This window comes from Actinomadura sp. RB99 (genome assembly GCF_014706005.1).
In the GTDB taxonomy this organism is placed as follows: Bacteria; Actinomycetota; Actinomycetes; order Streptosporangiales; family Streptosporangiaceae; genus Spirillospora.
In genome coordinates, this window is the sequence record NZ_JABMCA010000078.1 from 1 (window position 1) to 21,605 (window position 21,605).

Genomic DNA, 21,605 nt, shown 5'->3' on the forward strand with positions numbered 1-21,605 from the left:
AGCGGGTGCGGCGGCCGGGGCGGGCGCCGGCTCGGCCGCCGCCGCCTCGGTGCCCGCGCCGCCCTTCGGGGCGATCACCGCGATCGGCGCGCCGATCGCGGCGGTCTCGCCCTCGCCGACGAGGATCTTCTCGAGCACGCCGGCCTCGTAGGCCTCGTACTCCATGACCGCCTTGTCGGTCTCGATGTCCACCAGGACGTCGCCGACCGCCACCTCGTCGCCCGGCTGCTTCTGCCAGGAGCTGATGACGCCCTCCTCCATGGTGTCGGAGAGGCGCGGCATGAGGATCTCGGTCATCGGGCGGGCTCCAGCATCGGACGGCCGGTCGCGCGGAGCGTGTCGCGGACGGCGGTGAGCAGGGAGTCGGCGGACGGCAGCGCCGCCGACTCCAGGGACTTGGCGTAGGGCAGCGGCACCTCCGCCATCGCGACGCGGCGGACCGGCGCGTCCAGCCAGTCGAAGGCGCCCTCCTGGATCGTCGCGGCGATCTCCGCGCCGATCCCGTAGGTCAGCCAGTCGTCCTCGGCGACGACCGCGCAGCCGGTCTTGCGGACCGACTCGACGATCGTGGCGCGGTCCAGCGGGCGCAGGCTGCGCAGGTCCACGACCTCGGCGGAGACGCCCTCGGCGGCGAGGGTCTCGGCGACCTCGGTCGCGACCCGCGCCATCCGCGAGTAGCCGATGATCGTGATGTCGGTGCCGGGGCGGGTGACGGCGGCGCGGCCGATCTCGGCCGGCTCGATCTCCTCGACCGGGGCCGGCAGCTCGCCCTTGGTGTTGTAGAGGGCGAGGTTCTCCAGGAACAGCACCGGGTCGTCGTCGCGGATCGCGGCCTTCAGCATGGCCGACGCCTCGGCGGGCGTGCTCGGCGCGACGACCTTCAGGCCGGGGATGAACGAGTAGAACAGCTCGACGTTCTGCGAGTGGGTGGCGCCGAGCTGCTGGCCGCCGCCGCCCGGGGTGCGGATCACCATCGGCACGCTGGCCTGGCCGCCGAACATGCCGTAGATCTTGGCGGCGTGGTTGACGATCTGGTCCAGCGCGAGCAGCGAGAAGTTGATCGTCATGATCTCCACGACGGGGCGCAGGCCGAGCATCGCGGCGCCGATCGCGGCGCCGACGAAGCCCTCCTCGGCGATCGGGGTGTCCCGGACGCGTTTCGGCCCGAACTCCTTCAGCAGCCCCTCGGTGATCTTGTAGGAGCCCTCGAAGAGCCCGATCTCCTCGCCCATCAGGAAGACGTTCTCGTCGCGGAGCATCTCCGCGCGCAGCGTGTCCCGGAGCGCCTGGCGGTAAGTGACGGGTGCCATCAGCGTGCTCCTCAGGAACTGAATACCGGGTCGGCGGGCAGGCGGCGCAGCTCGCCCGGGACGGGGGTGGCGTAGGTGTAGTCGAACAGCGTGGAGACCTCGGGGGCCGGGCTCTCGTCGGCGAACGCGGCGGCGGCGTCGATCGCGGCGGTGACCTCCGCGTCGAGGCGGTCGCGCTCGTCGTGCGACAGGATCCCCGCCTCCTCCAGCTCCAGCGCCAGCCGGGCGAGGGGGTCGGCGGCCTTCAGGGCCTCCTTCTCCTCCTTGGACCGGTAGCGGGCCGGGTCGACGACCGAGTGGCCCTTGAGCCGGGGGCTGGTGGTCTCCAGCAGGTAGGGCTTGCTCTCGCTGCGGGCGCGCTCCACGGCGTGGCGCGCGGCGTCCCGCACGGCGACGACGTCGGTGCCGTCCACCCGGACGCTCTCCATCCGGTAGGCGGCGCCGCGCCGGTACAGCTCGGGCTCGGCGGCGGAGTGCTCCACGGTGGTGCCCATGCCCAGCCCGTTGTTGATCACTACGAAGACGACCGGGAGGTCCCAGAGGCCGGCGATGTTCAGCGACTCGTGGAACGCGCCGATCGCGGTGGTCCCGTCGCCCATGTGGCACATCACGACCTCGTCGCCGCCCTTGTAGGAGACGGCGAGGGCGGCGCCGGCCGCGAGCGGGACCTGCCCGCCGACGATGCCGTACCCGCCGAGCAGCCGCGCCTCGGCGTCGAACAGGTGCATGGACCCGCCCCAGCCCTTGGAGACGCCGGTGGAGCGCCCGTAGAGCTCGGCCATCACGCGCTCGGCGGAGATGCCCTTGGCGAGGGCATAGCCGTGCTCGCGGTAGTTGGTGAACAGGTAGTCGGTGGGGCGCAGCGCGGCCATCAGGCCGACGACGGTCGCCTCCTCGCCGAGGTTCAGGTGGCAGTAGCCCCCGATCTTGGCCTCGGTGTAGGCGCGGGCGGCCCGCTCCTCGAAGCGGCGGATCAGCAGCATCTGGCGGTAGTACGCCACCAGCGTCTCGGCGCTCTCCGCCGGGGCGTCCGGGGCGGCGCCGTCGACGGCGGGCTCGCTCGCGGCGCCGTTGCCCGCCGGAGCGGCGGCCGGCCCGGAGGCCTTGGTGCCGCGCGCTCTCCGGGTCGTGCGAGCCGGAGCGGCCTTGGTAGCTGACCGGGTGGTCTCAGCCATCGGCGACCTTCCTAAGTCCGGGGGAACGCCGTAGGATCGCCACGACGCTCACCGATCATCATTGATCAATGATCGATCATATTCGAGTCTATCTCCTCCGGCGTCAAGACTCACTTACCGTCGCCCCGTCTAATATTGGCTCCCGTGAACACGCCCGTCCCCGCCCAGCTGCTGCGCACCGGGCTCGCCGACCAGATCCGCGAGTTCATCGTGGAGGGCATCAGCGCGGGCCGGTGGGAGCCGGGCGAGCGCATCGTCGAGCGCCGCATCGCCACCGAGCTCGGCGTCAGCCAGGGACCGGTGCGCGAGGCGCTGCGGCAGCTGGAGGCGCAGCGGCTGATCGAGTCGCTGCCGAACCGGGGCGCCCGCGTCCGCGAGTTCACCGAGCAGGACCTCGCCGAGATCTTCCCCGTCCGCGCCGGGCTGGAGCGCACCGCCGCCGAGCTCGGCATGGCGCGGATCAGCGGCTGCCTGGACGCGCTGGAGGAGCGCAACCGGCAGCTGAGCGAGGCGGCGCGCGAGGGCGACCTGCACGAGCAGATGCGGCTCAGCATCGCCTTCCACCGCGAGATCGTCGAGGCGGCCGGGAACCGGCTGCTGTTCTCGGTGTGGGAGGGCCTCGGCATCGAGCTGTGGACGACCCTGTCGCTGCGGCTGCACCACACCGAGATCTACTCCAAGTCGGCCGAGCACGCCGAGCTGATCGAGGCGTTCCGCCGCCGCGACCCGCAGGCCCCGCAGCTGCTGCACGACCACGTCATGAACTACGCGCCCTGAGGCGCCCGCGCGCGGTCCCGGCACGTCTCCCTCCGCCTCGCGGCGGGGGTCACTCCTGCTCGCGGTAGGCCTTGGTGAGCTGCGCCTCCGCGTCGTCGAGGTAGGAGCGCAGCTCCGCTTCGGCGGCCGCGACGTCGCCCCGCTCCAGCAGGTCGTAGAGCCGCCGGTTGCGGGCCAGGTACGGCTCGTGGAACTCGCGCGGCGACCCCATCTCGTGGAAGACCAGGCGCATCTCGGCCAGCAGGTGCCGGATCATCTCGTCCACCCGGGGGCTGCCGACCAGCGCGGCGAGCGCCTGGTGGAAGCGGATGTCGGCGGTGCCGACCTGCGCCCAGCGCCCGCCGGCGGCGGCGTGCTCGCCGTCGGCCACGGCCGCCTCCACCCGGGCGAGCGCCTCGCGCGGCGCGGATGGCGCGCACCGCACGCCCTCGCACTCCAGGATGCGGCGGACCCGGTACAGGTCGGCGAGCCCTTCGGCGGTGACGCGGCGGACGAACACGCCCCGGTTGAACTCGTGCACGAGCAGCCGCTCGTTGATGAGCAGCCGGAACGCCTCGCGGATGGTGTTGCGGGAGACCTTGGCGGCGCGGCCGAGATCCTCCTCGGGGATCCGGTCGCCGGGCGCGAGGCGGCCGTCGGTGATCTGCTCGCGGAGCAGGTGGGCGACGCGGTCCGCGGTGCTGAGCCGGCCGATGTCGTCCCGCGCCGCAGCGATGTTCTCCAGCCACGACTCCTGCGGCGGCATCGGCCCGTCCTCCCCGCGGTGGCGCGGCGCCGCGGGGGCGCGCGCGTGACTCGTACGGCACCACCGTATCCCCTCTCCGAGAGGATTCATCAACAAGGGGATTGAAGGATTGTTGAACAATCCTTACCCTGGCGGAAAGCCGACACCCCGGAAGGGGCAGCCATGACGGACACCACCCTCGACCACACGCCGGCCTCCCCGCCCACCTCCTCCTCCCGCCGCGGCGCGCTCCTCGGCGCCATGTTCCTGATGGCCACCAGCGCCATCGGCCCCGGGTTCATCACCCAGACGACCACCTTCACCGCCAAGCTCGGCGCCGCGATGGCGTTCGCGATCCTGGTGTCGGTGCTGGTCGACATCGCGATCCAGCTGAACGTGTGGCGGATCGTCGGCGTCTCCGGACGGCGCGCCCAGGACCTCGGCAACCGGGTGGTGCCCGGCGGCGGCTACGCGCTGGCCGCGCTGGACGTCTTCGGCGGCCTGGTGTTCAACATCGGCAACGTGGCCGGCTGCGCGCTCGGGCTGAACGCGCTGCTCGGCCTGGACGTCAAGATCGGCGGCGCGCTGTCCGCGCTGGTCGCCATCGCGATCTTCCTGATCCGGCGGGCCGGCGTCGCGATGGACCGGATCGTGGTGGTGCTCGGCGCCGTCATGATCGTGATGACGCTCTACGTGGCGGTGAAGTCCGGGCCGCCGCTCGGCGACGCGCTCCGCGAGACCGTCGCGCCCGGGCAGGTCGACTTCCTCGTCATCACGACGCTGATCGGCGGGACCGTCGGCGGCTACATCACCTACGCCGGCGCGCACCGCATGATCGAATCCGGGCTGACCGGGCCCGGCAACATCCGGGAGATCAACCGCAGCGCCGTCACCGGGATCGTCGTCACCGGCGTGATGCGGGTGCTGCTCTTCCTCGCCGTGCTGGGCGTCGTCGCCGGCGGCGTCACCCTCGCCAAGGACAACCCGGCGCCCTCGGCCTTCCAGCACGCCGCCGGCGAGACCGGGCTGCGCGTGTTCGGCCTGATCATGTGGTCCGCCGCGATCACCTCGGTGATCGGCGCGTCCTACACCTCCGTGTCGTTCCTGGTGTCGTTCTCCGGCTGGATCGAGCGGCACCGCAACCGGCTCGTCGTCGCGTTCATCCTGGTCTCCACCGCGATCTACCTGGCGATGGGGACCACCCCGGCCAAGCTGCTGATCCTCGCCGGCGCGCTGAACGGCCTCATCCTGCCGTTCGGGCTGGCCGTGCTCCTGTGGGTCGCCGCCCGCCGTCGCGACCTGCTCGGCGGGTACCGGTACCCGGCCTGGCTCCTCGCCCTCGGCGTCGCCGCCTGGCTGCTCTCCCTGTACCTCGGCTGGAACGCGCTCTCGGGCATAGAAGACCTGTGGAAGTGAGGGGACGGGTGCGGATCCTGCGGAACGGCGACCGGGCGCTGCTCGTCGAGGTGCCCGGAGCGGAGGCGATGCTCGGCCTGTACGCGGCGCTCAGCGCCGCGCCGCCGCCCGGCGTCACCGACATCGTCCCGGCGGCCCGCACCCTCACCCTGCTGCTCGACCCGTCCGCCGACCCCGCCGGGGTCGCCGCCGCCGTGCGCGGCGCGCGCCCCGGCGCGGCGGCCGGGTCCGCGGCGGCCATAGAGGTCCCCGTCGTCTACGACGGCCCGGACCTCGACGAGGTCGCCGCGCTCACCGGACTCACCCCGGACGGCGTCGTCGCCGCCCACACCGGCACCCCGTGGCGGGTCGCGTTCACCGGGTTCGCGCCCGGCTTCGGCTACCTCGACGGCGGCGACCCGCGGCTGGACGTCCCGCGCCGCGGCACCCCGCGGGTCCGGGTCCCGGCCGGCGCGGTCGGCCTCGCGGGCCGCTTCAGCGGCGTCTACCCGGTCGAGTCGCCCGGAGGCTGGCAGCTCATAGGGCGTACGGAGGCCGTCCTGTGGGACCTCGACCGCGACCCGCCCGCCCTGCTCCGCCCCGGAGGAAAAGTTTGTTTCGTCCGGAGGGAACCATGAAGCGGGGCTTGGACGTTCTCCGATCAGGACTCCTGGCAACCGTTCAGGATCTGGGACGTCCGGGTCACGCGGCGCTCGGCGTGGGGGTGGCGGGCGCCGCGGACCCGGATTCGTTCCGGCTCGCGAACCGCGCGGTCGGCAATCCCGAGGACGCCGCCGCCATCGAGACCACCTTCGGCGGGCTGCACGTCCGCTCCCGCGGGGGCGTGTTCGCGGCCGTGACAGGCGCACCCGTCCCCATGACCGTCGACGGCCGCGCCGTCGCCCCCTTCTCCGTCTTCCACGTCCCGGACGGCGCCGAGCTGCGGATGGGCGCGCCGTCCACCGGCCTGCGCAGCTACCTGGCCGTCCGCGGCGGGATCGCGGTCCCGCCCGTCCTCGGCTCCCGCTCCACCGACACGCTGTCCGGCCTCGGCCCCGCCCCGCTCAAGCCCGGTGACCTGCTGCCGATCGGCCCGGCGCCGCGCCGGGACCCGCTGCTGGACGTCCTCCCGGTCGCGCCGCCGCCCGCCCGCGACATCGTGCTGCGCGCGATCCCGGGTCCCCGCGCCGACTGGCTCGCGCCCGGCGCCCTGGACGCCCTGTTCGGCTCGCCCTACGCGGTGACCAGCGAGATCGACCGGGTCGGCATGCGGCTGGACGGCCCGCGCCTCGCGCACGCCGGGCGCGGCCAACTGCCCAGCGAGGGCACCGTCACCGGCGCGCTGCAGGTCCCGCCGTCGGGGCTGCCCGTGCTGTTCCTCGCCGACCACCCGGTCACCGGCGGCTACCCGGTGATCGCGGTGGTCGTCTCCGCCGACGTCGGGCGCGCCGCCCAGGCGCGCCCCGGGCAGCGGCTGCGGTTCCGCCCGCGTCCCGCGCCCCCGCTCGCAGGACTGCCGGCCGAACAGGCCAGGCAGGCCGGACGAGCCAGGCAGGCCGAACAGATCAGACAGGAGGGACCGTGACGAATCCGATCGACCCGGGCTCGCTCTCCCCGGACCAGGCAAGGGCGCTGTTCCGCGCCGGACTGCGCGTCCCCACGGCCGGGTGGTGCTCCGGCTGGACGCAGGCGAACCTCATCGCCGTGCCCCGCGACCAGGCCTACGACCTGCTGCTCTTCGCGCAGCGCAACCCCAAGCCGTGCCCCGTGCTGGACGTCACCGAGCCGGGCGCGGTGTCGGCGCCGCTGTTCGCCGGCGACCTGCGCACCGACCTGCCCGGCTACGTCGTGTACGAGCACGGCGAACCGGTCGCCGAGGCGACCGACGTCACCGGGTACTGGCGCGACGACCTGGTCTCCTTCCTCATCGGGTGCAGCTTCACGTTCGAGGACGCGCTGCGCGAGGCGGGCGTCCCCGTCCGGCACATCGAGCAGAGCACCAACGTCCCGATGTACCGGACGAACCGGATGTGCCGCCGCGCCGGCGAGTTCGGCGGCCCGCTGGTGGTGTCGATGCGGCCCGTCCCCGCCGCGCAGGTCGCCGACGCGGTCCGCGTCACCGCCCGGTACCCGTCCGTGCACGGCGCTCCCGTGCACGTCGGCGACCCCGTCGAGCTGGGCATCGCCGACCTGGACGAGCCGGACTTCGGCGACCCCGTCGAGGTCCGGGTGGACGAGATCCCGGTGTTCTGGGCGTGCGGGGTGACGCCGCAGGCGGCGGTCATGGCGTCCCGCCCGAAGCTGGCGATCGGCCACGCGCCCGGGCACATGGCGATCACCGACGCGCGCGACTCCCGGTACCTCGTGCCCTGAGTCCGGCATAGGCTTCGTCCATGCCCGAGATCGTCGCCCCCGGCGACCGGCTCGGCGAGCGCTACGTCCTGGAGGCGCCGCTGGGCGCCGGCGGGATGGCCACCGTCTGGCGCGCCACCGACCTCGTCCTGGACCGCGCCGTCGCGGTCAAGGTCCCGGCGGACGGCTGGCCGGAGGAGCTCGGCCGCCGGCTCCGCCAGGAGGCCAAGGCCGCCGCCGGCCTCGCCCACCCGAGCATCACCGGCGTGTACGACTACGGCGAGGACGACGTCACCCCGCGGACGGGCCGGTTCGCGCAGCGGCGCCGCGTCCCGTATGTGGTGATGGAGCTGCTGGACGGGGAGACCCTGGCGGCGCGGCTCGCGCGCGGCCCGATGCCCTGGCGGGAGGCGGCGGGCGTGTGCGCCCGGATCGCCGACGCGCTGGCCGCCGCGCACGCCGCCGGGGTCGTGCACCGCGACATCAAGCCGGCGAACGTGTTCCTGACGCCGGTCGGGGTGAAGGTCCTCGACTTCGGCATCGCGTTCACCGGGACGTCCGGCGGGCCCCTCCTCGGCACCCCCGCCTACGTCGCTCCCGAGCTGCTCACGGGCGCGGAGCCCGGGCCGGCCGCCGACGTCTTCTCGCTCGGCGTCGTGCTGAACCAGGCGCTGACCGGCGACGCGCCCTCAGCCGTCCTCGGCACGCCGCCGGACGGCGTCCCCGCCGAGGTCACGGAGCTGTGCCGCCGCTGCCTGGACGAGGACCCCGAGGCCCGCCCGGCGGCGCCGGAGGCCGCGCGGGTCCTCGCGGACGCGGCCGGCGTCCAGCTCGCCCCCTTCCCGCAGTCCACGCCGGAGCCGGCGCCCCCGCCGGACGAGGAGCACCCGCCGACCCGCGTGCTGGACGAGCCGCCGCCCGACGGGCCGACGCCCGGCGCATCCCCGGCCGCACCCCTGGCCGAGGGCGCGTCCCGCCCGCCGGGCCGCAAGCCGCTGATCATCGCCGGGGCGGGGATCGGCGCGGCGGGGCTGGCGGCCCTGCTCATCGGCCTGCTGACGCCGGGCTCGTCCCGGTCCTCGGACGGGCCGGGCCGTCCGCCGGCGCCGTCGCCGTCGCGGACCACCGCGGCGGTCACCGCGTGCTCGGTGGCGTACCGGATCGACGGGTCGTGGCCGCAGGGCTTCCAGGCGACGGTGCGGATCACCAACCTCGGGACGGCCGCGATCGACGGCTGGCGGCTGGCGTTCGACTTCCCCGACGGCCAGTCGATCACGCAGGTGTGGAACGCCGGGCAGCAGCAGGACGGCACCTCGGTGACCGTCACCGCGGCGGACTGGAACCGGTCGATCCCGCCGGGCGGGACGGTCGAGTTCGGGTTCCTCGGCAAGCGGGACGCGGGCGACGGGCGGCCGTCCAGGTTCACCCTGAACGGCGGGGAGTGCCGCTAGCCCCGGCCGTGAGTGGGAGCGCTCCCAGAAAGTTCTCGCAGTTCAACACCCGTTTTCGGTGGTGAATGCCGTTCGGCCTATTGTGCGGCGGCTCACCCAGGGCTTAGCATCCCCGTCAATCGAAGCGCTTCGACACCCTCATCGATCCGACCACCCCCGGTCCCACCCCCGCGAAGGATCCCCCATGTTCAAGGCAGGCAGGAGCGCGGCGCTGCTCGCCGCCCTCGCCGCCGCGGCCCTGTCGCTTTCCGCCTGTGGCGGCGACGGCGGCGACTCCGGCGGCAAGGTGCTCAAGCTCTGGCACTACGAGGCCCCCGACAGCGCCATGGGCGCGGCGTGGAACGAGGCGATCAAGGAGTTCGAGGCCGCCCATCCCGGCGTGAAGGTGAAGTTCGAGGAGAAGGGCTTCGAGCAGATCCAGAAGACCGCGCCGATGGTCCTCAACTCCAAGGACGCCCCCGACGTCCTGGAGTACAACAAGGGCAACGCGACCGCCGGGATGCTCTCCAAGCAGGGCCTCCTCCAGGACCTCACCCCCGAGGTCACCAAGCGCGGCTGGGACAAGCTGATCAGCCCCGGCGTCCAGGTCACCGCCAAGTACGACGCCAAGGGCACCATGGGCGGCGACAAATGGTACGGCGTGCCCAACTACGGCGAGTACCTGCAGGTCTACTACAACAAGGACCTGTTCAAGAAGAACGGCGTCGCGATCCCGACGACGTTCGCCGAGCTGACCGCCGCGATGGACAAGTTCGTCGCCAAGGGCGTCACGCCGCTGACCAACGCCGGCGCCGAGTACATGGCGCAGCAGTTCGTCTACCAGCTCGCCCTCGACAAGGCGCCCGACCGGTCCTGGGTGGACGCCTACCAGCGCTACACCGCCAAGCCGGACTTCAAGGACGCCGCCTGGACGGCCGGCGCCGCCACGTTCGCCGACTGGGTGAAGAAGGGCTACATCGCCAAGAACTCGGTGAGCCAGAAGGCCGAGGACGCGGGCGTCGCCTTCATGAGCGGCAAGTTCCCGATGATGTTCTCCGGGTCCTGGTGGTTCGGCCGGGTCGCCAAGGAGGCCAAGTTCGACTGGGAGACCTCCGTCTGGCCCGGCGCGAAGATGACGCTCGGCTCCAGCGGCAACCTGTGGGTCGTCCCGAAGGGCTCGAAGAACAAGCAGCTCGCCTACGACTTCATCGACATCACGATGAAGAAGAAGGTCCAGAACATGCTCGGCAACCTCGGCGGCATCCCCGTCGCGGCCGACCCGTCGGCGATCACCGACCCGAAGGTCAAGAAGCTCACCGACGACTTCACCACGCTGGCGCAGAACAACCAGCTCGCCTACTACCCCGACTGGCCGGTCGCCGGCTTCTACGACGCCTGGGTCGCGCAGGGCCAGAAGATCATGAACGGCACCGCGCCCGGTGACGCGCTCGGCGCGCTGCAGAAGACCTACGACTCCGGCCTGCCCAAGTGACCACGCGCCATGAGGCCCGGAAGGGGCGCGGCGCCGCCGCCGCGCCCCGGCCGGGCGGCCGGGGGTGGGCGCGCGAGCAGCTCGCCTACCTGCCGTACCTGATCCCCGGGCTGCTGCTGTTCGCCGCCGTCATCGGCGTGCCGTTCCTGATGAACGTCGGGACGAGCTTCACCGACTGGTCCGGCGTCGGCAGCCCGTCCTGGGCCGGCCTCGACAACTACCGGGAGCTCGTGAAGGACGGGGAGTTCTGGGCCTCGTTCCGGCACAACGTCCTGGTCATCATCGGGATGGCGATCGTCCCGACGGCGATCGGGCTGGTGCTGGCGGCGGCCCTCACCGACCTGATCGACCGGCACTTCGGGCCGCGCGCCGCGGCGATCCTGCGGGCCTGCCTGTACCTGCCGCAGGTGCTGCCGGTCGTCATCGCCGGCGTCGTGTGGAGCTGGCTGCTCGCGCCGGACAACGGCGCGGTGAACACCCTGCTGAAGGACGTCGGGCTCGGGTCGCTCGCGCACGACTGGCTCGGCGACCCGTCCACCGCGCTGTGGTCCGTCCTCGGCGTCATGGTGTGGATGCAGATCGGCTTCCCGCTCGTGGTCTTCATGTCGGGGCTGCAGCGCGTCGACCCGTCGCTGTACGAGGCCGCCGAGATCGACGGCGCCACGTGGGCCCGGCGGTTCCGGCACATCACGATCCCGCAGATCCGACCGGAGATCTTCGTCGTGCTGCTGTGGACGACGATCGCCGCGCTCAAGGCGTTCCCGCAGATCTTCGTGCTGACGAAGGGCGGTCCGGGCGGTGCCACGAACGTCCCGTCGTACTACTCCTACGTCAACTTCTTCGAGAAGTCCGACGTCGGCTACGGCTCGGCGATCGCGACCGTGCTGACGCTCGTCATCGTCGCGCTCACCGTCGTCTTCCTGCGGCTGCAAGGACGTGACCTGGGGGAGGAGCGATGACCGTGACGATGACCGAGCCGGCCGCGCCGGCGCGCGACCGGCAGGGCGCCCCGCGCCGGAGGCGCCGCCGCGGCCCGTCCGCCTACGCGGTGCTCGTCGCGCTCGTCGCGCTGGCCGGGATCATGCTGATCCCGTTCCTGGTCGTGGTGTTCAACGCGCTGAAGACCCCGCAGGAGTACACCTCCAAGGGGCCGCTCGCGCCGCCGTCCGGCCTGAATCTCGACGCGATCCGCGACTTCTGGGACCGGGTCGACTTCGGGCACGTGCTGTTCAACAGCGTGCTGATCAGCGGCTCTGTCGCGGTGCTGGCCGTCCTGCTGTCGGTGTTCAACGCCTACGCGCTCGGCATCGGCCGCATCAAGGGCCGCATCTGGCTGCTCGCGCTGCTCCTGCTGGCCAACACGCTGCCGCAGGAGGCGCTCGTCTACCCGCTGTACCACCTGGCGAAGCAGTTCGGGATCTACGACACCCGGCTCAGCGTGATCATCGTGTTCACGGTGGTGCAGAGCGCGTTCGGCACCTACCTGCTGTCGTCGGTGATGTCGGCGTTCCCGCGCCCGCTGCTGGAGGCGGCCCGGATCGACGGCGCGAACCGCTGGCAGGTCCTGTGGCGGGTGGTCGTCCCGGTCGTCCGGCCGACGCTGAGCGTGCTGCTCGTCTTCTTCTTCGTGTGGACGTGGAACGAGTTCCTCATCCCCATGGTCTTCCTCATCTCCAACGAGAACCAGACGGTCTCCGTCGCGCTCGGCGTGCTGCAGGGGCAGCGCCTCATGGACGCCACCATGTCCAGCGCCGCCGCGCTCCTCGGCCTCCTCCCGACCGTCGTGTTCTTCCTCATCTTCCAGCGCACCCTGTCGCGCGGACTCACCGCAGGAGCCATTAAGTAATGAAGTTCAGTGACGGCTACTGGATGATGCGCGAGGGTGTGCACGCCGTTCATCCGGTGGAGGTCCTCGACGTCGCGGAAGGGCCCGGCTCGTTCTCGGTGCAGGCGCCCGTGCAGCGGATCCGGCACCGGGGCGACCTGCTCAAGGGCCCGGTGGTGACGGTGGACTGCGCGTCGCCCATGCCGGACGTCATCGGCGTCACCATCACCCATTTCGCGGGGGAGAAGGCCCGCGGGCCGCGGTTCGAGCTGGCCGCCGATCCCACCGGGGACGTCCGGGTGGACGACCACGCGGCGGAACTGACGTCCGGGGCGCTGACCGTGCGGGTCCGGCGCGGCGGGGAGTGGGGCGTCGACTTCCTCGCGGGCGGGCGGCGCCTGACCGGGACGGCGCCGAAGGCGACGGCGGTCATCGACACCGACGACGGCGGGCACTACGTGCGGGAACAGCTCGATCTCGGCGTCGACCACTTCGTGTACGGGCTCGGCGAACGGTTCGGGCCGCTGGTGAAGAACGGCCAGTCCGTCGACATCTGGAACGCCGACGGCGGCACCGCCAGCGAGCAGGCGTACAAGAACGTGCCGTTCTACCTGACGAACGCGGGTTACGGCGTGTTCGTCGACCATCCCGGGCACGTCTCGTTCGAGGTCGCCTCCGAGGCCGTCGCGCGGACGCAGTTCAGCGTCGAGGGCCAGTCGATGCGGTACTTCGTCATCTACGGGCCGTCGCCGCGGGAGATCCTGCGCAAGTACACGGCGCTGACCGGGCGGCCGGCGCGGCTGCCGGACTGGTCGTTCGGCCTGTGGCTGTCCACCTCGTTCACCACCGACTACGACGAGGCGACCGTCTCCTCGTTCATCGACGGGATGGCCGAGCGGGACCTGCCGCTCAGCGTGTTCCATTTCGACTGCTTCTGGATGCGCGAGTTCCAGTGGTGCGACTTCGAATGGGACCCGCGCGTGTTCCCGGACCCGGCGGGAATGCTGCGCCGGCTCAAGGAGCGCGGGCTGCGGATCTGCGTCTGGATCAATCCGTACATCGGGCAGCGCTCGCCGCTGTTCGCCGAGGGGCGGGCACGCGGCTACCTGCTGACCAGGCCGGACGGCGACGTCTGGCAGTGGGACAAGTGGCAGCCCGGCCTCGCGGTGGTCGACTTCACCAACCCCGAGGCCCGGGAGTGGTACGCGGCGAAGCTGGAGGCGCTCATGGACATGGGCGTCGACTGCTTCAAGACCGATTTCGGCGAGCGCATCCCGACCGACGTCGTCTACCACGACGGCTCCGACCCGGAACGCGCGCACAACTATTACACCTACCTCTACAACCAGACCGTTTTCGAACTGCTGCGCAAGAAGCGCGGCGAGGGCGAGGCGGTGGTGTTCGCCCGGTCCGCGACGACCGGCGGGCAGCGTTTCCCGGTGCACTGGGGCGGCGACTGCGAATCGACGTTCGAGGCGATGGGGGAGAGCCTGCGCGGGGGCCTTTCCCTCGGCCTGTCGGGGTTCGGGTACTGGAGCCACGACATCGGCGGGTTCGAGGGGACGCCCGATCCGGCGCTGTTCAAGCGGTGGATCGCGTTCGGGATGCTGTCCTCGCACAGCCGGCTGCACGGCAGCCATTCGTACCGGGTGCCGTGGCTGTTCGACGAGGAGTCGGTGGACGTCCTCCGCGACTTCACGAAACTGAAGATGCGGCTGATGCCCTACCTTTCCGGGGCGGCGCGGCAGGCGTACGGCGAGGGCCTGCCGATGATGCGGGCGATGGTGCTGCAGTTCCCGGACGACCCGGCCTGCACGCACCTCGAACGCCAGTACATGCTCGGCGACGACCTGCTCGTCGCGCCCGTGTTCTCGGCGGACGGCGACATCTCCTACTACGTCCCGGACGGCGTGTGGACGCACTACCTCACGGGCGAGCGCGTGCACGGCGGCCGGTGGGTGCGGGAACGGCACGGGTTCGGCAGCGTGCCGCTGCTGGCCCGTCCCGGCGCGGTGATCCCCGAGGGCTCGGTGGACGACCGTCCCGACTACGACCACGCCGACGGCGTGACGCTGCGCGTCTACGAACCGGCCGACGGGACGACCGTGCTCACGCAGGTCGACGACACGTCCTTCACCACGGTGCGGAACGGCGCCACGCTGCGGGTCACCGGCGCGGGCGCCTGGAGCGTCCTCCTGGTGAACGCGCGCGTCGCGGCGGTGGAGGGAGGCGAGGCGTCGGAGCATCCGCAGGGGGTGCTGGTGAAGGCCGCCGGCGGCGAACTCGTCATCACCCTGGAAGAGGAGAACTGATGGGCTTCCCGGAGGGGTTCCTGTGGGGCGCGGCGACCGCGTCGTACCAGATCGAGGGCGCCGCCCGCGAGGACGGCCGCACGCCGTCCATCTGGGACACCTTCAGCCGCACGCCGGGCAAGGTGCTGAACGGCGACACCGGCGACGTCGCCACCGACCACTACCACCGCTGGAAAGAGGACGTCGCGTCGATGGCGCGGCTCGGGCTCGGCGCGTACCGGTTCTCCATCTCGTGGTCGCGCGTGCTGCCCGGGGGGAAGCCGAACCAGAAGGGCTTCGACTTCTACTCGCGGCTCGTTGACGAACTGCTCGAGAACGGCATCTCGCCCGTCGCGACCCTCTACCACTGGGACCTGCCGCAGGAGTTGGAGGACGCGGGCGGCTGGCCGGAGCGCGACACCGCCCGCCGCTTCGCCGACTACGCCGAACGCGTCGGCCGGGTCCTCGGCGACCGCGTCGCCACCTGGACCACGCTGAACGAGCCGTGGTGCTCGGCGTTCCTCGGCTACGCCGCGGGCGTCCACGCGCCGGGCCGCACCGATCCGGCGGACGCGCTCGCCGCCGCCCACCACCTGAACCTCGCGCACGGGCTGGCGGTGCGGGCGCTGCGCGGCGTCGTGTCGCCGTCCGCGCGGCACTCGGTCACGCTCAACCTGCACCACCTGCGCGGCGACGCCGAGGCCGTGCGGCGGGCCGACGCCGTCGCGAACCGGATCTTCCTCGACCCGATGCTCGGCCGCGGCTACCCCGCCGACCTGCTCGCCGACACCGCGGAGATCACCGACTGGGCGTTCGTCCGGGACGGCGACGCCGGCGTCATCGCCGCGCCGCTCGACGTCCTCGGCGTCAACTACTACTCGCCGACGCTCGTCCGCGTGTGGGACGGGACGTCGCCGCGCGCGTCCGACGACGGCCACAAGCAGGGCGCCGCGACCCCGTTCGTCGGCTGCGAGGGCCTGGACTTCGTGCGGCAGCCCGGCCCGTACACGGCGATGGGCTGGCCGATCGACGCCTCCGGTCTGGAGGAGCTGCTGCTGCGGCTGCACCGCGAGTACCCGGACGTGCCGCTGATGATCACCGAGAACGGCGCCGCGTTCGAGGACGAGGTCGTGGACGGCCGGGTGCGCGACGAGCGCCGCGTCGCCTACCTGCGCGACCACGTCGCCGCCGCCGAGCGCGCCTGCGCCGCGGGCGTGGACCTGCGCGGATACTTCGCCTGGTCGCTGCTCGACAACTTCGAGTGGGCCTACGGGTACGACCGGCGCTTCGGGCTGATCCACGTCGACTACGGCACGGGCGAGCGAACCTGGAAGGACAGTGCGTTCTGGTACCGCGACGCGATCCGCGCATCGCTAGCATCGGACGCAAAATGAACCGCTCGACGACGGGACGGTCCGTGGTCAAGATCACCGACGTGGCGCGGCACGCCGGGGTGTCCCCGAGCACGGTGTCCTACGTGCTGAGCGGCAAGCGCACGATCTCCGAGGAGACCCGGCGGCGCGTCCGCGACAGCATCCGCGAGCTCGGCTACCGCCCGCACGCCGGCGCCCGCGCGCTGGCGAGCAGCCGCTCCAACGTCCTCGCCCTGATGATCCCGCTGCGCTCCGGCATCGCGGTGCCCGTCGTCATGCAGTTCGCGATGTCGGTGGTGACCGCCGCGCGGCGGCACGACCACGACGTCCTGCTGCTGACCCAGGAGGAGGGCGAGGACGGCCTGAGCCGCGTGGCCGACAGCGCGCTCGTGGACGCGCTCATCGTGATGGACGTCCAGATGGAGGACCCGCGGCTGCCGCTGCTGCGCTCCCTGGACCGGCCGAGCGTGCTCATCGGCTTCCCCGCCGACGCCGGCGACCTGACCTGTATCGACCTGGACTTCCACGCGGCCGGCGCGGTCTGCGTGGAGCATCTGGCCGGGCTCGGGCACCGCGAGGTCGCGCTGATCGGCTCGCCGCCCGAGGTGTACGCGCGGCGGACCGGGTTCGCGCAGCGGGTCGCCGACGGGTTCGGTGCGGCCGTCCGCGAGCACGGGCTCGCCGGCGGCGTCCACCCGTGCGAGGCGACCCCGGAGGCGGCCCGCGCGCTGGTCGCCCGGCTGCTCGCCGAACGCCCCGGGCTGACCGGGATCCTCGTCCACAACGAGCCGGTCGTCGACACGGTCGTGCGGGCGCTGCGCGCGCACGGCCGCGCCGTCCCGCGGGACGTGTCGGTCGTGGCGATCTGCCCGGACGAGATGGCCGAGCACGCCGAGCCGCCGCTGTCGTCCGTCGCGATCCCCGCCCAGGAGGTGGGCGGGCGCGCCGTCGAGCTGCTGATGGGCAAGCTCGGCGGCGAGGCCGTCCCGGCCGCGACGCTGCTGCCGCCGGCCCTGACCCCGCGCGCGAGTTCCGCCCCGGCACCGCGCTGACCCTCCCGCCCCGCCGGACCTGAAGGAGGCATGCCCCGGGCCCGCGCGGCCCGATCGTCGAAGCGCTTCGACAACCGTACTCGGGGGACGAGCCACAGAGGAGAACAGGTGCACACCACCCGCCCCACCCCCCGTTTCCCCGGCCGTCGCCGCCGGGCCCTGTCGCTGGCCGTGGCCGCCGTGATCGCGGCGCCCGCCGCGTGGACGGCGGTCCCCGCCGCCTCGGCCGCCGAGACCTACCCGTTCCGCGATCCGCGGCTGTCCGTCGACGCCCGCGTCAAGGACCTGCTCGGACGGCTCACGACCGACGAGAAGATCTCCCTGCTCCACCAGTACGAGCCGGCGATCCCGCGCCTCGGGATCAAGCGGTTCAAGACCGGGACCGAGGCGCTGCACGGCGTCGCCTGGTCCACCGACGTCAACGCGTCCGGCGCCGTCCGGACCGCCAGGGGCACGGTGTTCCCGCAGTCCGTCGGCCTCGGCGCGACGTGGGACCCGGCGCTGCTCAAGCAGATCGGATCCGCCGTCGGCGACGAGGCCCGCGGCTACAACACCATCGACCCGGACGTGTGGGGCCTGCAGCTGTGGGCGCCCGTCGTCAACCTGCTGCGCGACCCGCGCTGGGGACGCAACGAGGAGGGCTACTCCGAGGACCCGCTGCTCACCGGCCTGCTCGCCACCGCCTACGGCAAGGGCATGCAGGGCGACGACCCCGACCACCTCAAGGCCGCCCCCGTCCTCAAGCACTACCTCGCCTACAACAACGAGATCCGCCGCGACCAGACGTCGTCCAGCGTGCGGCCCCGCGTGCTGAAGGAGTACGACGAGGTCCCGTTCCGGCTGCCGCTGACGCAGGACGCCGCGACCGGCCTGATGACCTCCTACAACCTGGTCAACGGACGTCCCGCGACCGCGTCGCCGCTGGTGAACGACGCCCGGAAATGGAGCGGCAGGACCCTGCTCAACGTCACCGACGCGGGCGCGCCCAACAACCTCGTCGGCTCCGAGCAGTACTACCCGGACCTGCCCGCGGGCGACGCCGCCGCCATCAAGGCGGGCGTCGACAGCTTCACCACCGACGACACCAACTCGTCCATCACCGTCGACGCGGTGAAGACGGCGCTGTCCAAGGGCCTGCTCAGCGAGGCCGACCTCGACCGCGCCGTGGGCGACGTCCTCAGCGTCCGCGTGCGGCTCGGCGAGTTCGACCCGGGCGGCGGCGAGTACGGGAAGATCACCAAGGACGTCATCGACAGCCCCGCCCACCGCGCCCTCGAACGCAAGGCCGCGACCGAGCAGATGGTGCTGCTGAAGAACCAGGGCGGCGCGCTGCCCCTCGCGTCCGGCAAGAAGGTCGCCGTCGTCGGCCCCCTGTCGAACACCCTCTACACCGACTGGTACTCGGGCTCGCTGCCGTACGGCGTGACGCCGCTGGACGGCATCAAGGCGAAGGCCGGCGCGGGCAACGTCGCGTCCAGCGAGGGCGTCGACCGCATCGCCCTCAAGGACGTGAAGACGGGCAAGTACGTGGCGGGCGGGACGACCGCCGCCGGGGCCGTCCTCAAGACGGGCCCGGCCACCCCCGACGCCTCCACCCAGTTCGACGTGTTCGACTGGGGCCAGGGCATCGTCACGCTGCGCAGCGCCGCCAACGGCAAGACCGTCGGCATCCACTCCGGCAACACGTTCGCCAACGACCAGGACCAGCCGAACGGCTGGTTCGTCCAGCAGATGTTCAAGCTGGAGAAGCAGGGCGACGGCGGCTACCTCCTGCGCTACGCGGGCTACGAGAAGGCGTACGACTGGGCCGACCCCACCAAGGTCTACGTGAAGGTCCAGGACGACGGCACGCTCGTCCTCACCACCAAGGACGACGCCAGCACGTTCGCCAAGGACGTCGTCGGCAGCGGCGTCGACTCCGCCGTCAAGGCCGCGGCCGGCGCGGACACCGCCGTCGTCGTGGTCGGCAGCATGCCGTTCATCAACGGCCGCGAGGACCACGACCGCACCACCATGGCCCTCGCCGAAGGCCAGGAGGAGCTGATCAAGGCCGTCCGGAAGGCCAACCCGAACACGGTCGTCGTCGTGGAGAACAGCTACCCGACGACCCTCACCTGGGAGCAGGCGAACGTCCCGGCGATCCTGTGGACGAGCCACGCGGGCGCCGAGACCGGCAACGCCCTCGCGTCCGTCCTGTTCGGCGACGAGAGCCCGTCCGGGAAGCTGCCCCAGACCTGGTACCGCTCCGAGAGCGACCTGCCCGACATCCTCGACTACGACATCATCAAGTCCGACCGCACGTACCTCTACTACAAGGGCAAGCCGCTCTACCCGTTCGGCTACGGCCTCACCTACACGACGTTCCGGTACGGCGAGCCGAAGCTCAGCGGCCGCTCGCTGTCGGGCGGCAAGACGCTGACCGTCACCGTCCCGGTCACCAACACCGGCAAGCGGGCGGCGGACGAGGTCGTCCAGCTCTACACGCACCAGCGGACGTCCCGCGTGAAGCAGCCCGTCGAGCAACTGCGCGCCTTCCAGAAGGTGCACGTCGCGCCGGGCCGGACCGCCTCGGTGACGCTCCGCGTCAAGGCGTCGGACCTCGCGACCTGGGACGTCACCCGCAACAGGTGGACGCTGGAGACCTCGAAGCAGGACGTCCTCATCGGCTCCTCGTCGACCGACATCCGGCAGCGCGCCACCGTCGACGTCCACGGCGAGCGCGTCCCCGCCCGCGACCTCACCCGGCCGACCCGCGCCGCCGACTTCGACGACCAGAACGCCGTCCAGCTCGTCGACGAGTCCAAGGCGGCCGGCGACGCGGTCGCCGGCGCCGCGAACGCGTGGATCTCGTTCAAGGACTCCGCCCTGAAGAACGGCACCCTCACCCTCCGCGCGGCCAAGGAGACCGCCGGGAACACCACCGTCCAGGCCCGCCTCGACAGTCCGACCGGCCCGGTGGCCGCGACCTTCACCATCCCGTCCACCGGCGACAGGTACGCCTACAAGGACGTGACGGCCGCCCTGCGCGCCACCGGCCGCCACGACCTCTACCTCGTCTTCGCCGGCGAGGCCCGCCTCAGCACTCTCACCCTCCGCTGACGCGAGGGCCCCGTCCCGGCGAGCACCGGGGCGGGGCCCGTCCGGGGGCTTGCCAAGCGACGGTTAATGCGATTAACTTTTGGCTAATCGCATTAACCGTTCTGAGGAGAGTGGCATGGCCTCCATCGCCGTCGCGTCGCGCAAGAAGCTGCTGAGCGTCCCCGCGGTCGCCGGGGCCGGGTTCCTGGTCTCGTGGGCCGCTGGGCTGGCGGTCCCGGTGCCGTCGCCCGGGTTCGGGGCGAGCGGGAGCGCGATCGTCCGCGACTACGCCGGGCACGGCGGCGCGGCGGCCGTGCAGTTCCTGCTCACCGAGGGGCTTCCCGCGGCGGCGCTCGCGCTCGTCCCCCTCGCGCTCGGGCGGGCGGCCCGGTGGTCGCGCGCCGGGCGGATCGCGGCGGGCGCCGGGCTGGTGGCCGCGGCCATCTCGCTGGCGCAGTTCGCGATCGGGCTGGCGCTGGTCGCCACGTCCACGCCCGGAACCGCGCACGCGCTGCTGGAAGCGCTCAACCGCGCGGACGGCGTCAAGATGTTCTTCCTCGCGGCCGTCGGCGCCGCGGGTGCGGTCGCCGGGGTGCTCCCGCGCTGGCTGAACTACGCGGGCTTCGCGCTCGCCGCCGCCATCGCCGGCTCCGGCATCGGTTACGCGCTGCTGCTCACCGGCGTCGCTACGCTGGCCTACGTGTCGCTGCCCCTGCTGATCCTCTTCGTCACCGGCTCCGGTCTCGCCCTCGCCCGGAAGACCGGGTAGGGCGTGCCGCGCGTGGGCCTGACCCCGGAGCGGGTCGTGCGGGTCGCCGCGGACGTCGCCGACGAGACGGGCCTCGATCGGCTCACCCTCGCGGCCGTCGCCAAGCGGTGCGGGGTGTCGCTCCCCGGCCTGTACAAGCACGTCGACGGCCTGGACGCGGTCAAGCGCGGCATCGCGATGCTGGCCGTGGAGGAGATGACGGCGCGGCTCGCGGCCGCCGTCGCGGGCGTGACCGGGCGCGAGGCGCTCGCGGAGCTGTCGACCGCCTACCGCGCCTACGCCGCCGCGCATCCCGGGCGGTACGCCGCGAGCGTCCGGGCGCCGGCGCCCGGCGACGCGGAGCACGAGGCGGTCTCCGACCGGGCGATCGCCGTCATCGCGTCCGCGTTCCGGGGCTACCGGCTCGAGGGCGGCGACCTGGTCCACGCGATCCGCATGTGGCGGATCGCCTGCCACGGGTTCGCGTCGCTGGAGCGCGACGCGGCCTTCGGCCTGCCGGAGTCCCTGGACGAGACCTTCACCCGCCTGATCGACGCCCTGGACGCGTCCTTCCGCTGAGGTG

At 72.4% G+C, this 21,605-nt stretch carries 19 protein-coding genes; 15 read left to right on the forward strand and 4 right to left on the reverse strand.

The genetic code is table 11. From position 1 onward, the window contains the following. The 3 genes from amrb99_RS41200 to pdhA form a co-directional block, all read right to left on the reverse strand. The coding region (locus amrb99_RS41200) for a biotin/lipoyl-containing protein (RefSeq protein ID WP_347257074.1) at nucleotides 1–297 on the reverse strand (297 nt) is incomplete at its 3' end. Continuing rightward, nucleotides 294–1,310: an alpha-ketoacid dehydrogenase subunit beta gene (locus amrb99_RS41205; RefSeq protein WP_190866836.1), complete on the reverse strand. Its 1,017-nt coding sequence runs from the start codon at nucleotides 1,308–1,310 to the stop codon at nucleotides 294–296. The genes amrb99_RS41200 and amrb99_RS41205, both read right to left, overlap by 4 nt. A gap of 11 nt (nucleotides 1,311–1,321) precedes the next feature. Continuing rightward, nucleotides 1,322–2,485, reverse strand: coding sequence for a pyruvate dehydrogenase (acetyl-transferring) E1 component subunit alpha (gene pdhA, locus amrb99_RS41210; protein WP_190866838.1), 1,164 nt, complete (start codon nucleotides 2,483–2,485; stop codon nucleotides 1,322–1,324). 144 nt (nucleotides 2,486–2,629) lie between these two features. Here pdhA and amrb99_RS41215 point away from each other — a divergent pair, with 144 nt between their 5' ends. Continuing rightward, nucleotides 2,630–3,262: a GntR family transcriptional regulator gene (locus amrb99_RS41215; RefSeq protein ID WP_347257075.1), complete on the forward strand. Its 633-nt coding sequence runs from the start codon at nucleotides 2,630–2,632 to the stop codon at nucleotides 3,260–3,262. A 49-nt stretch (nucleotides 3,263–3,311) separates the two neighbouring features. On the opposite strand, the gene amrb99_RS41220 is transcribed toward amrb99_RS41215, so the two are convergent. Continuing rightward, nucleotides 3,312–4,007: a GntR family transcriptional regulator gene (locus amrb99_RS41220; RefSeq protein ID WP_190866840.1), complete on the reverse strand. Its 696-nt coding sequence runs from the start codon at nucleotides 4,005–4,007 to the stop codon at nucleotides 3,312–3,314. A gap of 240 nt (nucleotides 4,008–4,247) precedes the next feature. Between amrb99_RS41220 and amrb99_RS41225 the strand changes: the two genes are divergently transcribed. The 14 genes from amrb99_RS41225 to amrb99_RS41290 all read left to right on the forward strand — a co-directional run bounded on the left by amrb99_RS41225 (nucleotide 4,248) and on the right by amrb99_RS41290 (nucleotide 21,601). Further along, nucleotides 4,248–5,402, forward strand: coding sequence for an NRAMP family divalent metal transporter (locus amrb99_RS41225; RefSeq protein ID WP_241756430.1), 1,155 nt, complete (start codon nucleotides 4,248–4,250; stop codon nucleotides 5,400–5,402). A gap of 8 nt (nucleotides 5,403–5,410) precedes the next feature. After that, nucleotides 5,411–6,019: a carboxyltransferase domain-containing protein gene (locus amrb99_RS41230; RefSeq protein WP_190866843.1), complete on the forward strand. Its 609-nt coding sequence runs from the start codon at nucleotides 5,411–5,413 to the stop codon at nucleotides 6,017–6,019. Further along, complete coding sequence (locus amrb99_RS41235; RefSeq protein ID WP_190866845.1) at nucleotides 6,016–6,966, forward strand: biotin-dependent carboxyltransferase family protein; 951 nt, start codon at nucleotides 6,016–6,018, stop codon at nucleotides 6,964–6,966. Before amrb99_RS41230 ends, amrb99_RS41235 begins: the two co-directional genes overlap by 4 nt. Continuing rightward, entirely contained in the window at nucleotides 6,963–7,754 is a 792-nt protein-coding gene (locus amrb99_RS41240; RefSeq protein WP_347257076.1) for a putative hydro-lyase, read from the forward strand. Before amrb99_RS41235 ends, amrb99_RS41240 begins: the two co-directional genes overlap by 4 nt. Nucleotides 7,755–7,774: 20 nt before the next feature. Beyond that, complete coding sequence (locus amrb99_RS41245) at nucleotides 7,775–9,184, forward strand: cellulose binding domain-containing protein (protein WP_190866847.1); 1,410 nt, start codon at nucleotides 7,775–7,777, stop codon at nucleotides 9,182–9,184. Nucleotides 9,185–9,368: 184 nt separating this feature from the next. Continuing rightward, nucleotides 9,369–10,655 carry an extracellular solute-binding protein gene (locus amrb99_RS41250; RefSeq protein WP_190866850.1) on the forward strand — a complete coding sequence of 429 codons (1,287 nt, stop codon included), beginning with the start codon at nucleotides 9,369–9,371 and terminating at the stop codon, nucleotides 10,653–10,655. Beyond that, complete coding sequence (locus tag amrb99_RS41255; protein ID WP_190866852.1) at nucleotides 10,652–11,614, forward strand: ABC transporter permease subunit; 963 nt, start codon at nucleotides 10,652–10,654, stop codon at nucleotides 11,612–11,614. The genes amrb99_RS41250 and amrb99_RS41255 overlap by 4 nt, the downstream gene beginning before the upstream one ends. Next, nucleotides 11,611–12,501: a carbohydrate ABC transporter permease gene (locus tag amrb99_RS41260; RefSeq protein ID WP_190866860.1), complete on the forward strand. Its 891-nt coding sequence runs from the start codon at nucleotides 11,611–11,613 to the stop codon at nucleotides 12,499–12,501. The genes amrb99_RS41255 and amrb99_RS41260 overlap by 4 nt, the downstream gene beginning before the upstream one ends. Next, entirely contained in the window at nucleotides 12,501–14,792 is a 2,292-nt protein-coding gene (gene yicI, locus amrb99_RS41265) for an alpha-xylosidase (protein WP_190866863.1), read from the forward strand. The genes amrb99_RS41260 and yicI overlap by 1 nt, the downstream gene beginning before the upstream one ends. Continuing rightward, nucleotides 14,792–16,165, forward strand: a complete 1,374-nt coding sequence (locus amrb99_RS41270) for a GH1 family beta-glucosidase (RefSeq protein ID WP_190866865.1) — start codon at nucleotides 14,792–14,794, stop codon at nucleotides 16,163–16,165. The genes yicI and amrb99_RS41270 overlap by 1 nt, the downstream gene beginning before the upstream one ends. Then, nucleotides 16,162–17,196, forward strand: a complete 1,035-nt coding sequence (locus tag amrb99_RS41275; protein WP_190866867.1) for a LacI family DNA-binding transcriptional regulator — start codon at nucleotides 16,162–16,164, stop codon at nucleotides 17,194–17,196. The genes amrb99_RS41270 and amrb99_RS41275 overlap by 4 nt, the downstream gene beginning before the upstream one ends. 108 nt (nucleotides 17,197–17,304) lie before the next feature. Then, the gene (locus amrb99_RS41280) at nucleotides 17,305–20,295 is read left to right on the forward strand and encodes a glycoside hydrolase family 3 C-terminal domain-containing protein (protein ID WP_347257077.1); all 2,991 of its coding nucleotides are present in this window, start codon (nucleotides 17,305–17,307) and stop codon (nucleotides 20,293–20,295) included. 115 nt (nucleotides 20,296–20,410) lie between these two features. Then, entirely contained in the window at nucleotides 20,411–21,043 is a 633-nt protein-coding gene (locus amrb99_RS41285) for a hypothetical protein (RefSeq protein WP_190866871.1), read from the forward strand. Between the two features lie 12 nt (nucleotides 21,044–21,055). Beyond that, entirely contained in the window at nucleotides 21,056–21,601 is a 546-nt protein-coding gene (locus amrb99_RS41290) for a TetR/AcrR family transcriptional regulator (protein WP_194737630.1), read from the forward strand. The last annotated feature ends 4 nt before the right edge of the window (nucleotides 21,602–21,605 follow it).